The organism is Peribacillus sp. FSL H8-0477 (genome assembly GCF_038002765.1).
Taxonomy (GTDB): Bacteria; Bacillota; Bacilli; order Bacillales; family DSM-1321; genus Peribacillus.
The window spans coordinates 752,872-767,148 of the sequence record NZ_JBBODE010000001.1 but is presented as its reverse complement, the minus strand read 5'-3'; the positions used below and the strand labels follow the sequence as shown (position 1 = coordinate 767,148).

Sequence of the window (14,277 nt, the reverse complement as noted above, 5' to 3'; positions counted from 1 at the left end):
TTTTTAATAGTCGTAATATATACGTAAAATCTGTTACATAAGAAAGCTAGTTTAAGAGTTGTCAATACTAGAATACTGGTTGTTTATTTCTTCTATAGGTGGCAACTACCATTGACAATCGGCAAGATTATTTATTGAACAAGCTACTTTTACATAAAAATTGGATAAACAGCGGATTTCTCGCCTCATTTTTCAGAGGAAGAAGCGAAAGATTTTATTCTTGTTTTCTAGGGAATTCTTGGTCCAAATGTTACAGAAAAAGCCATGCTATGATAGTTTCAGAGGCAAGGCTACTAGAAACAAGGAGGAATTTTAAATGAAAAAAGTAATCATTACTGTTGCAGCAGCAGCTGCTCTAATCTTTACAGGAACTGGGGCTCAAACAACTGAGGCTGCTAGTGTAAACAAAGAATACAAGTCAATCTGCATCCAGAATGCAACGAATCAAGAAATGCAAAAGTTGATCGAACAATATTTTGCAAAAACTACTAAAACATTTTCACCGGAACAGTTTAAAGTTCTTGTACATCAATTCAACGTATCACCAGAAGAAACAATCACTAAAGTAATGAAAAAAGTAAAAGCACAAGAACAAACAGTAAAAGCAGAAGAACCATCTGTAAAAGCACCAGTGAAAGAAGAAGTTAAGGCACCAGTGAAAGAAGAAGCAAAAGCACCAGTGAAAGAAGAAGTTAAGGCACCAGTTAAAGAAGAAGTAAAAGCGCCAGTGAAAGAAGAAGCAAAAGCACCAGTGAAAGAAGAAGTTAAAGCACCAGTGAAAGAAGAAGTAAAAGCACCGGTAAAAGAAGAAACACCTGAAACAACTACAACACAAGAACCGGCAAAACAAGAAACAACTAAAGAAGAAGCGGCTCCTAAGGAAGCTGTGAATTCTGAAATCAGTGCATTTGAAAAAGAAGTTGTTGCATTGACAAATGCTGAACGGTCAAAACAAGGGCTAAAAGCATTAGAAATGGATACTGAACTTAGTAAAGTTGCAGGCATCAAATCACAAGATATGAAAGATAAGAATTATTTTGATCATACAAGCCCAACGTATGGTTCTCCGTTTGATATGATGAAGTCTTTCGGAATCAACTATAGTGCTGCAGGAGAAAATATTGCAATGGGACAAACAACACCTCAACAAGTAGTAACATCTTGGATGAATAGTGAAGGTCACCGTGCGAACATCTTAAGTGCAAACTTTACTCACATTGGTGTTGGACACGTAGAATCAGGAAACTACTGGACTCAAATGTTCATCGGAAAATAATGCTTGGAAAGTTAGAAAAGTCAGGCCAAATTGGTCTGGCTTTTTTTTTTGATGTTTCCGATCTGTTCTCACTCTAAACGGACAGCTGGATAGGGTTATAATCCTGACACATCAATTTCAGAATATTGAAGATCATTATTCTTCTGTAGTTTTATTTCCAATGTTTCATCTTTATAGTGAGCGGAAGCTCCTTTTTTCTTCACGGTAGCAGGAAGGGTAATGACATGCCGGTCACCTGGTTCTGGGAAACCTTCAACAATTGATTGATTAGATGTATGATAGATTTTCATCTGTTTAACTGAAGCTGGATCTTTTAATGGAATACGTACATACACGTCTGTATGTGTTTCGAAAACGGTAGCCTGAAGGGGATTGGAAGGTTGCTGTTGTTGTTCTTTTGCAGCCTGCTCAGCTCCCTGGAAAGAGGGGAAACCTTCCGCTTGCTTCTGATTCATCATTTGCTGCATGTTTTCTGGAATGACCTGAGAAAATAATTGATTAATAAACGATTGAACGTCATTGGGATTCATCTTATTTGTAAAATCTGTTTGCTTATTTTTGGAAAAAAGCATATTCCAGGGAAACATCATTTCTTCCTCCTTTCGTTAGGTTTCAAGTCATACCATTGTATGCATTTGCCCCACTGACCGTTAATGAGTGGGAAGCCGGATAATTCTTAAATTTAGTGTCTGAAGAATAATTATGTATAATATACTGTATCTAAATACTTTATATGAAGAGGTAAAATTTTGTGAAGATAAAAGTAGCTGTTATAACTGGAGGAGCAACTGGAATTGGACGGAAAACCGCCTGTGTACTTGCAGAAACGGGAATGAATATTGCGGTAACGTATAAAGAAAGCAAGGTTCAGGCTGAGCAATTAGCAGCTGAACTAATTGAATCTTATGGTGTACAAGCAATTGCAATTCGTGGTGATGCAGCAGACGAAAAGGATTGTCATTCAGTGGTGAATACAGTCATTCAATCATTTGGGCGAATTGATGTTTTTATCCACAACGCAGGTCCTTATATTCATGAACGAAAACCGATGCTCGAGTATTCGAGTGAAGAGTGGAATTACTTAATGAATGGTAATTTAACGGGTTTTTTCTACATGGCAAAGGAAATTGTGCCGCATATGAGGAATAATGGCTGGGGGAGAATTATTACCTTAGGATTTGATCGTTCGGAAACGGCGCCTGGTTGGATTTACCGCTCTGCCTTTGCTGCAGCCAAAACAGGGTTGACCTCCTTAACTAAGACCCTTGCACTTGAAGAAGCTTCCTATGGAATTACTGCCAACATGGTTTGTCCCGGTGATATTATCGGCGAATGGAAAGAAAGCAGTATTAGTGAAGCACAACTAGAGCAGGACACGGATGTTCCCGTAGGACGTCCTGGGACAGGGGAAGATGTGGCAAGAGTGATTGCGTTTTTATGTGATAGTAAATCTGATTTTATTACAGGCAGCGTGATTCCCATTACAGGCGGAAAAGATGTTTTACGAAAAGTATTTCTCCAATAAAAAAGACAAAGATCTCCATTATATGAGGAGATTCTTTGTCTTTTTTTGATGCTGTATTCTTTTAGAGTCATGCGAACGTTGAACATAGAGGAGTCTAATGAAAAGGCCGACTGCTCCTATTGCGAGACCCGCAATTAATCCGATCCAATATCCAAAGGGTCCCAATGATGAATACTTAGAAAGGAGAATCCCCATAGGCAGTCCGATAATCCAATATGAAATAAACGACATGAAGAAGCTGATGGTTACATCCTTATAGCCGCGCAGTATCCCCTGAATGGGTGCTTGAAGCGCATCAGATAGTTGGAAGAAGGTTGCGTATAGCAAGAAATGTGCCGTAAGCTGGATCACGTCTGAATCAACCGAATAAATCGAAGCGATTTGCTCCCGGAAGAAAAAGACAACGGAGGCACAGAGTAAGGATAGACCAATTGCTCCAGAAATTCCGAGTATGCTATAAATCCGAGCATCCTTATACCGTTTTGCACCAGCCTCAAAGCCAACAACAATGGTTAGGCCCGTCGAGATACTTAAAGGAATCATATATAGGAATGAAGCAAAATTCATGGCAATTTGATGGGAAGCAATCGTCAGTGTATTATAGTTACTCATGAAAAGGGTAACGGCTGCAAAGATACTAGTCTCAAAAAATATCGTTAAGCCGATAGGCAGTCCAATCATTAAAAGCTCCCGCCATTCTTTCCATGCAACACGATACAGCTTAGAAAATAGGTTATAGCCGGCAAAAGGTTGAACCTTTACGATCGTAAAGATGGCAATCACCATAATGACCCAATATGTGATAGCCGTTGCATACCCTGAACCGACGCCTCCAAGCTCGGGGAAGCCCCATTTTCCATAGATTAATAAGTAATTGAATAAAACATTAATCGGTAAAGCAAGTAAGGTGATGAACATGGATATACGGGTTTGTCCAAGAGAATCAATAAATGATCGGAGGACATTATATAAGAAGAGAGGAATCATTCCAAAGGATAGAGCGACTAAATAGTCATGGGCTATATTATGGACCGATTGCTCAAGATTCATAAGTTCCAATATAGGATTTAAAACAATGGAGCCAATGAGCATGACGACGGCTGCCATTACAAGGCCTAAATATAACGCCTGAATGACGGAATGTGGAATCGACTTTGTATCCTTCGCTCCAAGTTTTTGAGAAATAATTGGTGTAAGGGCTAATAATATACCGCTTATTCCCGTATAAACAGGCATCCAGAGTGAACTTCCTATTGATACTCCAGCAACATCTGTGGTCCGATATTTACCGGCCATCATAATATCAAAGAATGTCATGGAATAAATGCCTAATTGAGTAATGAGAATGGGTGCCAATATAAAAATAAGCTGTCGTATTTTCTGTGGTGTTGTGTAAGTTTGAATCATATCATACTCCTGAACTATTTTTTGCGAATGAAAGTAGTATAACATAATCAGAAGGTTCTGCATGCAAAAAAAACTGCCAAGGTAGCTTGGCAGTTGATTAGGTGTTAAAATCAGTCATTTCGTGCAGTGCCGATTCATTCTTGAAAATTAGATTTTGGGCTGGAATGGCCATTTCCACATCATATTGTTCTAGAATGTCCATGATTTTAAAATTAATATTTTCTTTGGTTTCCAAATAGCCAGCGTAATCAGTGACAGTAGTAAAGAAATACAAATAGATATCTAGACTTGCACTGCTGAACTGGTCAAACCTTACCATGATTGTGTCTTTATGAACCCCTTCATGATTCTGAAGCATTTGTTCAAGTTGTTTCGTAAGTACTTCAAGCTTTGTCCTTGATGTTTGATAAGAAACTCTCAGATGAAAGGCAATCTGACGTTTACCCATCTTCGACCAGTTGATAATTGGTTCGTTAGATAACGTTGCATTAGGGACCGTTACAAGTGCTTGTGCAAACGTTCGGACCTTTGTACTCCTAAAAGTGATATCCTCAACCGTACCTTCAACACTTGGAGTCTTAATCCAATCGCCGATGGTAAATGGCTTTTCTGTAATGATCACAATCCCGCCAAATAGATTACTGATCGTATCTTTGGCTGCGAGAGCAAAGGCTAGTCCTCCCAGTCCTAGACCGGCGACAAATCCGTTTACATTAAATCCCCATTCTTCGGCTACGATACTAACACCAAGGGCAATAAAAATAATATTAATTATTTTTGTAATAAATGGTATAACAATTTGATCGACCCCTAAATCAAGTTTGCTGTTTAATTGTGGAAACAACAAAGTGAGGATCGTACTGATATTTAAAAGGGCCCAGGTAGCAAGAATAATGAAAGCAGAACGGAATAACCGAATTCTGATTTCATGCGATACAACCTCAAAGGGAAAATATCGACTGGCTATAATAAAGCCGATTAAAACAATCAACCAGCGTAAAGGCTTTTCAAGTACAGTCATTAAATTAGCAGCAAATGTAATATTGCGTCTTCTAGCTAAGCTGAGCAGGTATTTAAATAGGTACCGAGTAAAAGCACTTCGTACGGCCAAAAAGAATAGGAATATGGCAGCTGATATTCCAAGCTGAAGCCAAATTTCCCAATTATACAGCGATGATAATATAGTCAAGCATCATTCCCCCTAATTAAGGATTATATTATCACAGAATAACTTTTTGTTCATCTTCCTCGTTCGAAAATAGTGCATTTATATATAAAAAAATTATTTTTCCTAAATGAAGTAGGGGTAAAGGATATCTCTTTTATGATTTCAGCTATTCCTATCTAGTATCTGCGTTTACCTATGGTATGATGAGGGGAACTTATTTTTTGTTTGGAAGGTGATTATTTTGAAAAAGAAAATCGTATTTACTGGTGGAGGGTCAGCGGGACACGTTTCTGTGAACGCGGCAATTATTCCTGAATTTATTAAAAATAATTGGGATGTTACTTATATTGGTTCTGAAAAAGGAATCGAAAAAACAATTATTCAAAAAGAATTTCCACAAATCAGTTACCGTGTCATTTCGGTTGGTAAGCTGCGGAGATATATATCATTAGAGAATATGAAGGATCCATTCCGTGTTGTAAAAGGGATCTTTGATGCAAGAAGAATATTAAAAAGTATCCGTCCTGATTTTATTTTTTCAAAAGGGGGATTTGTCTCGGTTCCAGTCGTATTGGCAGCCAAAATGCTTAAAATCCCTGTGTTCATTCACGAATCGGATTATACACCTGGATTAGCAAATAAAATTGCGATGCCGCTCTCCTCGAAGATTTTTACGACTTTCGCGGAAACAGCCAGCTCTTTACCTAAGGAAAAGGCACTGTATATTGGAGCTGTTCTAAGGGAAGGGATTTTTCATGGCAATGCAGTAAAAGGAAGAGAAATTTGTGGGTTTACAGATATGAAACCAATAGTGCTTGTAATGGGTGGAAGCCTTGGAGCGGTTCGAATTAATAACGTTATACATGAGACTCTTGATGAATTGCTAAAGTCATATCAAATCATTCATATCTGTGGTAAAGGGAACTTGATAGATATAGAACGTAAGGGATATCAGGCATTTGAATATGTTCATGATGAACTCTTTGATTTATTAGCAGCCGCTAATTTGGTGGTATCAAGAGCTGGATCGAATTCGATTTTTGAATTTCTTGGACTGCAAAAACCAATGCTCTTGATTCCGCTCAGTGCCAATGCTTCCCGAGGCGATCAAATTTTAAATGCAAATAGCTTTGAAAAACAAGGCTTTTGTAAAGTACTTCAAGAAGAAGATATCAACTATCCAGCGTTTATAGAAGCCATAAATCAGCTGAATGAAAATTCAATTACATTTAAAACAAAAATGAAGCAAGAACGTCCATTCAAAACGGCGGAAGAAATGTATCAGCTTTTGATTGATCTGCAAAAATAAACCCAGTCTACCGCATCATTCTCCCGGCTTTAACCGCATATATTGAAGGAATCAATATAAAAAGGTGGCGGAGTAGGTGGCGCATACGTATTCAAAGGGCTGGTTTATCCAGCAGTTAAAGACGATTGGGATAACGAAACACCCAATTGAGCGGAAGAAGCTTGAGTTATATCGAACACATGTAATTCGAAAAATATACTTTGATCACTTCAAAGGCAGCCCATAATGGGCTGCCTTTAGTTTTGAACATAATAAAAAGGGACCGTATGAATACGGTCCACATTAGGCTTCAAGAAGCTGTTCTCCTGCTTCATCATCCTTACGAAGCAGATATAAGGTATATAAATCTTTGGAAATTTCGTATAAGTCGTAGATTTCTTCCTTTTCGTTCAGCTGGTCGTAGATATATCTTCTTGATTCATTAGCTTGAACAGCATAAGGCAATTTTTCAGCTGCATGCAAAGACCGTAAATTGGTTTTGCGGATCCTCATATAGACGGTTTCAATGCCTAAATCAAAAAACAATTCATTAAAAAAGGCTTCCTTAGCAATTGAATTATAGCCTTTACCATGGTATGGCTTTCCAAGCCAGGTCCCAAGGAAACCAGCATTGTCTTCGATATCAAACAATGATATAGTCCCAATCGGCATATCCCATTCATCAGTAATTGTACGTGAAATTAGTTTTCCTTGGTCTTCTTCTTCGAGCGTTGTCTTAGTAACAAATACATATTCTTCATATGATTGGACTTTTTGGCGCACGAAAGGGAAGACATCTGGATGCGTCATTAGCTCATAAAGAGGATAACAATCGGTAAAATCTCTCTTTTTTAACATTTCCGTCCCTCCGCTTTGAGGGCAGTTGTAGTGTGTAAACTCTGCCCACCCTCGAAATTTTTTAGTCTTGCATCAAAAAATTTCGGGGTGGGAATCGAACCCACTAGAACCGGAAACCGGTGGCGCACCATTTGCCTTCCCTATTTTATTTTTAAGCAATATTAACAAAATAAAATATCCTTACGAAGGTATAATACTAAAAAAAAACCAAAATGGAAATAGTTTTTTTAATTATTTTTTCGTCATTTTTCTACTTTTTTTTATTTCTATTTCTTTCATGAAAAAATATGGGTAAAAGGTACGGGAAAGTCAGGCATACCAGTCAGAAACAGCGTCTTGTCTAATCTCGAAAATAGTCGAAAAAAAATGATTAGAGACAAGAGTGAACTCGTTAAAAGACTCCGGTAAATTGGAGGATGAGAACTAAGCTGCCCAGTCCCCAAACATAGAAAGAAAAAACTTTCAGGGAGCGGCTTTTTAAATAGTTAATCATCCACACTACTGCAATATAGCCAAAGATGGCAGATGCAAGAGTAGCAATCAGCATCGATGAAAAGGGAAGAGTTTCAGCACCGCCGGTTAGAACCGGTTTAAGTTGAAAAATAATTCCCCCTGAAATAGCTGGAATAGATAATAGAAAAGAAAAATAAGCAGCTGTGGCACGATCGAGTTTACAAAATAAACCTGCAGCAATGGTCAGCCCCGATCGGGATAATGCAGGCATGATTGCTGCTGCTTGAAAACTCCCAATGATTAATGCATCTTTGACAGAGATCTCTTCAAGAGACTTTTTTCCAGAACCAGCTTGATCAGCGAACCAAAGTATGAATCCTGTAGCTAGAAATTCCCAGCCGATTGTTACTCCGCTTTTTGAAAGATCGTCAAACCAATCACTTAATAATAGGCCAGCGATGACTGCAGGAATCGTTCCGGCAATGAGCAAAAGTGTTAATTTTGAAAAAGGATTTTTCAAGATCTTAACAAGTTCAGCTTTATAAACGACAACCAGTGCAATCAGTGTTCCTATATGCAGCATGGTATCAAGAAATATTCCTGCTTCATCGAGATGGAATAAATGCCTGCCAAGATATAGATGACCTGTGCTTGATATAGGCAAAAATTCTGTTAATCCTTGAATCACTCCAAGTATAAATGCCTGTAATTCAGTTAACATGAGAATTCATCTCCGATCTAAATAGCTTGACCATGTTTTCAAATGTATGCTGGTGAAAGAGGAACATACATTATTTTTATGTTTTTTGAAACCTTAAGGACTATGTATCGTATAATAGTTATACTAGCTAAAAAGGAGGCGGAGTTTATGCCTAGTAACGACGAACGGGTTTTGTCTATGTTGATTTATGTATCCAGTTTTTTTACTGCTTTTATAGGACCGTTAATTATCTGGCTGTTAAAAAAGGATTCTTCAAAGTATGTAGATTATTATGGGAGAGAGTATTTAAATTTCTTAATTTCCTATGTGATTTATGGTGTAGTGGCAGGGGTGTCACTATTGTTCTTAGTTGGTTTTATTTTGCTGCCTATCGTATGTATTGCTCAAATCGTTTTCACGATTATTGCCGCAGTTAAAGCATACGAGGGAACGGAGTATCGAATCCCATTTATTTTCCGAATTCTATAAAATTCAAATGTCCGGCTAGTTGCGGACATTTTTTTCTCTCCAATAATTGAGAAAAGAGGGGTAAGATGTATAATGAAGAACCGAGACATATTTACTTAGCTCTATCGGTCGGCCTGCTGTTTATTTCTCCTATTTTGCTTTTTATTCTTCCTCAGACCTTGATCAACCTCTTCCAAGAATCCACAGATACCTGGGTGACAGTCGCAACTCGTGTTAACTACTTTGTGTGTGGAGCAGGTTTTCTTCTGCTGGTTATGTCTTTATTTCTCCTATTTTGGTTTGACAGAAGCAATTGGTCTAAAACTGCTAGTTTTATATGTGTCTGTGTTGGTCTATGGCTGTTCTATAGTGCTTCACAAACCTTTCAGTCATTTTCTACAACTGGGATTGTCTATAAAACGGTTTTCTCAAACGATACGCATCGTTATGAGTGGAGCGATATACAAGAATTAACGTATTCACTAGAAACAGAAAAAAAGACTGGAGCGTACGTGATTACCTTTGATGACAAAAACCAAATACAGGTTAATGAGAACGGTTATATTAAGAGCATTCGACGTGCTATCCTTACCCAGGCAAAGGAAAATAATGTTGAAATTAAAGAAATTAAGCAACCAGATTGAAAGTTGCCCAGTTGAACCTTGTTAGGTAAAATGTCCGAATAAACAGTAAATACTTCTATCTTTGTGCTTATAGGAATATAGTAGTTTTAATAGAGTAATCCATTTAGGAAAAAACACGTCCAAAGGGAGTTTGCTATGGATATTCGAACCTACTATAATCAAATCGCTAAAATGTGTTTCTATGCAGCTTGGACTTGTACAGGCCTAGCCTTTCTTTTTTTTCTTTTAAAGGTCATGAAAGTACTCGATACAAATGTGTTTTTCATTACTGGACCTTTTATTTTGCTTTCTATCTTTCACTTCATTGGCTATCGAGTTTATGAAAATCGGCTGATTAATTTTCCAGAAATGATTTTTCAAAAAAATAGTGATTTATTTAAAGAAGAAAACCTGCTTGTAACCTTTCTACCAGCTCCAACGTTACGAATGCTGCTTTTCGCGCCAAATGGCAATCTGGTAGGAGAAGTTCGCGATCAGAACATGAAATGGTATTTATGGCTAATTCCCAGCGCCCTTTCTATTATTTTACCGAAAAAGTATGGGCTTTATGGAGCGGATGGGGAAATGTTGGCTGAATATAACCTAAGGGGAGGAATCAAACAGGGTGTAACGATGATCGTAAATGGTGAAGCGATAGGAACCTTTCGGCAAACATATAAAGAAGCTTTGTTTTCATTTAAAGGTGAGATAAGTGGGCAAAATGGAAGTGAGTGGATGACTGTCAATCCTAATAAGTTCTTTTCAAATTTCGAAATAAAAAATCAGACAGGCGTTAACATTGTTACTTTTCAAAAAGGCTGGATGCCAAGAGAATGGAGCGCGATTTTTAAAGAATTAAACACACCTATTCTTACCTTTCATTCTTCAGCGCAGAACAATGATAAAATAGTGGTACTCGGGTATGTGGCATCTGTTTATAATCACCGGTCCAACTAAAGACTTATTTTTGAGCAAAATGTGAACAATATTAATTAAATATTAGTATAATGTTTACTAAATAAAAAATACATAGAAAGACTGGTGAGTAAGATGACATTGTTACATGAAATTGTTGACTTTAATAAAAAGTTTGTCAATGACGAAGAATACGTGAAGTATGAAACAGATAAGTTCCCAGATAAACGGATGCTGGTGCTAAGCTGTATGGATACACGGCTGGTTGAACTGCTTCCTAAATCTATGAATATTAGAAATGGCGATGTAAAATTCCTTAAAACTGCTGGTGCTATTGTGTCACATCCATTTGGCAGTGCGATGCGTAGTATACTTGTGGCTATTTATGAGTTACATGCAGATGAGATTTTTGTTATTGGTCATCATGATTGCGGCATGTCATCCGTAAATGTGGATTCCATCATCAGTAAGATGACTGATCGTGGAATTTCTGAACAAACAATTGAAACAATTGAGCATTCGGGTATTCATTTACGCAACTTTTTAAGAGGGTTCGATGATGTTTCAGAGAGTATCAAAAATAGTGTGAGTGTGATTAGAAACCATCCACTTGTTCCTAAGGAAATTCCCATTCATGGGCTGGTAGTTGCACCTGATACAGGAAAATTAGATGTCATCGTTGATGGATATGAGCTGACACAAAAATAAATTGTATAGAACCAACCAGGCTGCCAAAAATATTTGGCAGCCTATATCTGTCTAAATTGTATAAATCTTAGAAAAGATAGTTGATTAGTTCAGATTTTCTGGTAAAATCACAGAGTGTAGTTTGTCACATATAACAAACGGGCGGGCGAGGGATACTAGTAAAAAGGAACTACTATGAAACAGAACAGATTTTTAGAGAAGACCTTTAAGCTGACTGAAAACCAGACGAAAACGAAACGTGAAGTTCTCGCCGGTACAGTTAGTTATTTCACGATTGTGTACATCATGATTGTGAATGCAATGATTCTTGCAGAAGCAGGTATTCCGCTCGAAGCAGCAGTCACAGCGACAGTTTTATTGTCAGCAGCAAGTTGTCTTCTAATGGGATTTTGGGCAAACATGCCGATTATTCTTGTACCAGGAATGGGCGTTAATGCTCTATTTGCTTATACGATGGTACAAACGATGGGGCTAACTTGGCAATCAGCTTTAGGAGCTGTGTTCCTTTCAGGAGCTATCTTTGTGGTTATTGCTTTTACTCCATTTGCCCGAATTATTAATGAGGCCATTCCGGATTCACTAAAAGAAGCGATATCCATTGGTCTTGGACTATTTTTACTTCTATTAGGTCTTGAAAAAGGCGGTCTAGTCGTCAGCGGTTCCAGCTCGATTTTAGCGATGGGTCACTTAAATGATCCTGAAGTGCTGGTGATGGTCTTGACTCTTCTTTTGGCAATTGGCTTATTTCTGAAAAATGTCCCAGGGAACTTCTTACTGACGATTGTTGGAGGAACGTTTCTTGCATTTTGCTTCGGTACACTGGATGTATCAGAAATCACTTTTAGCCGGGTCGATATGGGATCGTACGCGGGCGTTTTCGCTGCCTTCTCATTTGCTGATATCAATCAGTTGAATTTTTGGATGGCTGTTTTTGCGATGACCATGGTACTAGTGTTTGAAAATATCGGACTAGTACACGGCCATGTTTCAAGCATAAATCGTCCGGACAAATACCGGAAATCCTTACAGGCAACCAGTATTTCAACGATGCTTTCAGGGCTATTCGGCTCCAGTCCGACGGTTGCGACTGTTGAGACAGCTGCCGGCATCGCTTCAGGTGGAAGAACAGGCTTAACGGCTGTAGTAACTGGGGTGTTATTCGGACTCTCCATTTTCTTGCTTCCAATCATTCAGATTATTCCTGATAGTGCCATAGCACCTATTCTCATTATGATCGGTCTTTTAATGCTCGGAAATCTCCGGAACTTGAATCTTAGTGATCTTTCAGAGAGCATTCCTGCATTAATGACCATCGCGATGATTCCATTGACATACAGCATTGCAGACGGTATGGCTTTTGGGTTTATTCTCTATCCATTTATACAAATAGTACTTGGTAAAGGAAAACAGGTCAGTGTCCCAATGTACGTAATTGGACTACTCTTCTTGGCCTATCTTTCTTTTAGTTTTATCTCGTAAATAGAAAAAGGAGCATTCAGCAGGAAACTGTTGAATGCTCCTTTCTTTATAAAAACGCCTTTTGTGGTTTAATATAGCGTCTGAGTTCGAGTAGAAACATTTTCTTAATCGTATCTGGTACAGGAAGCTCACGTGCTTGTTTTGGTTCTGGGAAGATACCAAATTCATTAACTTTAACAGACACAACACCTGACCATAACACAACTTGCTGCTCGGATAAAATGGCTGCACGAACGTCCACACTTTTAGTCCCAGGGAATATTTCAGGAAAAAGTTCATCAGGATTAATAAAAAACTCAAACCAGCAAGTATATTTTTTGAAGGCGGATTTCACTTTCAATTGTGGCACTTCCTTTTCTGAAATGCTATGATACCAATATATTATCACAATTGTTTATATTATTCGTAAAGGAAGTGCAGCGATGTTACTCGACATTCTCAAATGCCATGGTTCGAGCAATGATTTTCTTTTAATTGATGAATTAACGACTGATCTTTCTTTCTCAGAAACAGAAAGAAGCGAGCTTGCATTAACATTATGTAAACGTGATGGAGAACTTGGAGCAGATGGAATCCTGTTTGTCATGAAAAGTGATACAGCTGATGCAAGAATGAGAGTTTTCAATTCAGACGGCACAGAAGCCTCCATGTGCGGTAACGGACTTCGCTGTGTGGCTAGATTTGTTTATGAGAAATTAAACATTGAACAGATGGTTATCGAAACAATGAAAGCGAACCTAGCTGCAGCAAAAACAGCTGATATCTATGAAGGTATACCGACGTTCAGTGTGGAAATTTCACCAATCAGCTTTAAAGCGTCAGATTTGCCGCTTTCTATTGATAAAGATACATTACGGAATGAAACACTTCCAACGTTGTCAGAGACGATAGCGTTCACCGCGTTAGCAGTCCCTAATCCACATGCGATCGCACTTGTTGACTGGAGTGAAATAGACTCTAACCTGCAGGAGGAACTGGCCTCACAGGTAAACGGCCCAAATGATTTATTCCCAGATGGTGTCAACATGAGTTTTGTTAAACAGCTGAAAGCAGGCGAAATTTTTGTACGGACCTACGAACGAGGTGTAGGCTTTACCAATGCCTGTGGTACCGCCATGTCCGCCTCAAGTCTTGTAACCTGTGAGCTGGGTCTTAATCAATCTGAAACGCCAATCTCCGTTTACAATAATGGTGGAAAAGTACAATGTGTTGTTCATAATAATCAATCAAAAACGTGGATTGATCTCATTGGAAATGGCAGCTATATCTATCAGGCATCTGTCGACATCAAGAAAGACAGCAGTTATCATGTACTCGAGAAACAACCCTACACAAATGAAATCATTAAATATGCGGAGTTCCAGCAGCATGCGCAGAACTACTTAAAATCTATCAAATAAAGCTTTCAG

16 protein-coding genes are annotated in these 14,277 nt (G+C 38.3%); 10 read left to right on the top strand and 6 right to left on the bottom strand.

Annotation, left to right across the window (positions count from 1 at the left end; translation table 11 throughout):
• Nucleotides 1-316 precede the first annotated feature (316 nt).
• On the top strand, nt 317-1,276 hold the full coding sequence (locus tag MHI18_RS03935; protein ID WP_340846111.1) for a CAP domain-containing protein: 960 nt from the start codon (nt 317-319) through the stop codon (nt 1,274-1,276).
• 95 nt (nt 1,277-1,371) lie between these two features.
• On the opposite strand, the gene MHI18_RS03930 is transcribed toward MHI18_RS03935, so the two are convergent.
• A complete protein-coding gene (locus MHI18_RS03930; RefSeq protein ID WP_340846110.1) occupies nt 1,372-1,863 on the bottom strand; it encodes an Hsp20/alpha crystallin family protein in 492 nt (163 codons plus the stop codon).
• Nucleotides 1,864-2,027: 164 nt separating this feature from the next.
• Between MHI18_RS03930 and MHI18_RS03925 the strand changes: the two genes are divergently transcribed.
• Entirely contained in the window at nt 2,028-2,801 is a 774-nt protein-coding gene (locus tag MHI18_RS03925; protein ID WP_340846109.1) for an SDR family oxidoreductase, read from the top strand.
• A gap of 18 nt (nt 2,802-2,819) precedes the next feature.
• On the opposite strand, the gene MHI18_RS03920 is transcribed toward MHI18_RS03925, so the two are convergent.
• Nucleotides 2,820-4,208 (bottom strand): MATE family efflux transporter, encoded by a 1,389-nt coding sequence (locus MHI18_RS03920; RefSeq protein ID WP_340846108.1) that lies wholly within the window; start codon nt 4,206-4,208, stop codon nt 2,820-2,822.
• A 97-nt stretch (nt 4,209-4,305) separates the two neighbouring features.
• Complete coding sequence (locus MHI18_RS03915; RefSeq protein ID WP_340846107.1) at nt 4,306-5,397, bottom strand: mechanosensitive ion channel family protein; 1,092 nt, start codon at nt 5,395-5,397, stop codon at nt 4,306-4,308.
• Nucleotides 5,398-5,617: 220 nt separating this feature from the next.
• On the opposite strand from MHI18_RS03915, the gene MHI18_RS03910 reads away from it, so the two are divergent.
• Nucleotides 5,618-6,685, top strand: coding sequence for an undecaprenyldiphospho-muramoylpentapeptide beta-N-acetylglucosaminyltransferase (locus MHI18_RS03910; RefSeq protein ID WP_445669948.1), 1,068 nt, complete (start codon nt 5,618-5,620; stop codon nt 6,683-6,685).
• Nucleotides 6,686-6,761: 76 nt separating this feature from the next.
• Nucleotides 6,762-6,911, top strand: a complete 150-nt coding sequence (locus MHI18_RS03905) for a YflJ family protein (RefSeq protein WP_340846106.1) — start codon at nt 6,762-6,764, stop codon at nt 6,909-6,911.
• Between the two features lie 56 nt (nt 6,912-6,967).
• On the opposite strand, the gene MHI18_RS03900 is transcribed toward MHI18_RS03905, so the two are convergent.
• Nucleotides 6,968-7,522: a GNAT family N-acetyltransferase gene (locus tag MHI18_RS03900; RefSeq protein WP_340846105.1), complete on the bottom strand. Its 555-nt coding sequence runs from the start codon at nt 7,520-7,522 to the stop codon at nt 6,968-6,970.
• A 391-nt stretch (nt 7,523-7,913) separates the two neighbouring features.
• Complete coding sequence (locus tag MHI18_RS03895; protein ID WP_340846104.1) at nt 7,914-8,696, bottom strand: undecaprenyl-diphosphate phosphatase; 783 nt, start codon at nt 8,694-8,696, stop codon at nt 7,914-7,916.
• 147 nt (nt 8,697-8,843) lie between these two features.
• Here MHI18_RS03895 and MHI18_RS03890 point away from each other — a divergent pair, with 147 nt between their 5' ends.
• From MHI18_RS03890 to MHI18_RS03870, 5 genes are all read left to right on the top strand, one after another.
• Complete coding sequence (locus MHI18_RS03890) at nt 8,844-9,164, top strand: DUF4870 domain-containing protein (protein ID WP_340846103.1); 321 nt, start codon at nt 8,844-8,846, stop codon at nt 9,162-9,164.
• Nucleotides 9,165-9,229: 65 nt separating this feature from the next.
• A complete protein-coding gene (locus tag MHI18_RS03885; protein ID WP_340846102.1) occupies nt 9,230-9,787 on the top strand; it encodes a hypothetical protein in 558 nt (185 codons plus the stop codon).
• Nucleotides 9,788-9,922: 135 nt separating this feature from the next.
• Nucleotides 9,923-10,723, top strand: a complete 801-nt coding sequence (locus MHI18_RS03880; RefSeq protein ID WP_340846101.1) for a hypothetical protein — start codon at nt 9,923-9,925, stop codon at nt 10,721-10,723.
• A gap of 93 nt (nt 10,724-10,816) precedes the next feature.
• Nucleotides 10,817-11,389 (top strand): beta-class carbonic anhydrase, encoded by a 573-nt coding sequence (locus MHI18_RS03875; RefSeq protein WP_340846100.1) that lies wholly within the window; start codon nt 10,817-10,819, stop codon nt 11,387-11,389.
• Between the two features lie 174 nt (nt 11,390-11,563).
• A complete protein-coding gene (locus tag MHI18_RS03870) occupies nt 11,564-12,868 on the top strand; it encodes an NCS2 family permease (protein WP_340846099.1) in 1,305 nt (434 codons plus the stop codon).
• Nucleotides 12,869-12,914: 46 nt separating this feature from the next.
• Here the strand turns inward: MHI18_RS03870 and MHI18_RS03865 are convergent, their stop codons facing one another.
• Nucleotides 12,915-13,208: a hypothetical protein gene (locus MHI18_RS03865; RefSeq protein WP_340846098.1), complete on the bottom strand. Its 294-nt coding sequence runs from the start codon at nt 13,206-13,208 to the stop codon at nt 12,915-12,917.
• 82 nt (nt 13,209-13,290) lie between these two features.
• On the opposite strand from MHI18_RS03865, the gene dapF reads away from it, so the two are divergent.
• Complete coding sequence (gene dapF / locus MHI18_RS03860; protein WP_340846097.1) at nt 13,291-14,268, top strand: diaminopimelate epimerase; 978 nt, start codon at nt 13,291-13,293, stop codon at nt 14,266-14,268.
• Nucleotides 14,269-14,277 lie beyond the last annotated feature (9 nt).

Bases quoted from the DNA above. Each gene is read 5' to 3' on its own strand.
- MHI18_RS03935 (WP_340846111.1), top strand. From the start codon at position 317: ATGAAAAAAGTAATCATTACTGTTGCAGCAGCAGCTGCTCTAATCTTT.
- MHI18_RS03930 (WP_340846110.1), bottom strand. From the start codon at position 1,863: ATGTTTCCCTGGAATATGCTTTTTTCCAAAAATAAGCAAACAGATTTT.
- MHI18_RS03920 (WP_340846108.1), bottom strand. From the start codon at position 4,208: ATGATTCAAACTTACACAACACCACAGAAAATACGACAGCTTATTTTT.
- MHI18_RS03900 (WP_340846105.1), bottom strand. From the start codon at position 7,522: ATGTTAAAAAAGAGAGATTTTACCGATTGTTATCCTCTTTATGAGCTA.
- MHI18_RS03895 (WP_340846104.1), bottom strand. From the start codon at position 8,696: ATGTTAACTGAATTACAGGCATTTATACTTGGAGTGATTCAAGGATTA.
- MHI18_RS03890 (WP_340846103.1), top strand. From the start codon at position 8,844: ATGCCTAGTAACGACGAACGGGTTTTGTCTATGTTGATTTATGTATCC.
- MHI18_RS03885 (WP_340846102.1), top strand. From the start codon at position 9,230: ATGTATAATGAAGAACCGAGACATATTTACTTAGCTCTATCGGTCGGC.
- MHI18_RS03880 (WP_340846101.1), top strand. From the start codon at position 9,923: ATGGATATTCGAACCTACTATAATCAAATCGCTAAAATGTGTTTCTAT.
- MHI18_RS03875 (WP_340846100.1), top strand. From the start codon at position 10,817: ATGACATTGTTACATGAAATTGTTGACTTTAATAAAAAGTTTGTCAAT.
- MHI18_RS03870 (WP_340846099.1), top strand. From the start codon at position 11,564: ATGAAACAGAACAGATTTTTAGAGAAGACCTTTAAGCTGACTGAAAAC.
- dapF (WP_340846097.1), top strand. From the start codon at position 13,291: ATGTTACTCGACATTCTCAAATGCCATGGTTCGAGCAATGATTTTCTT.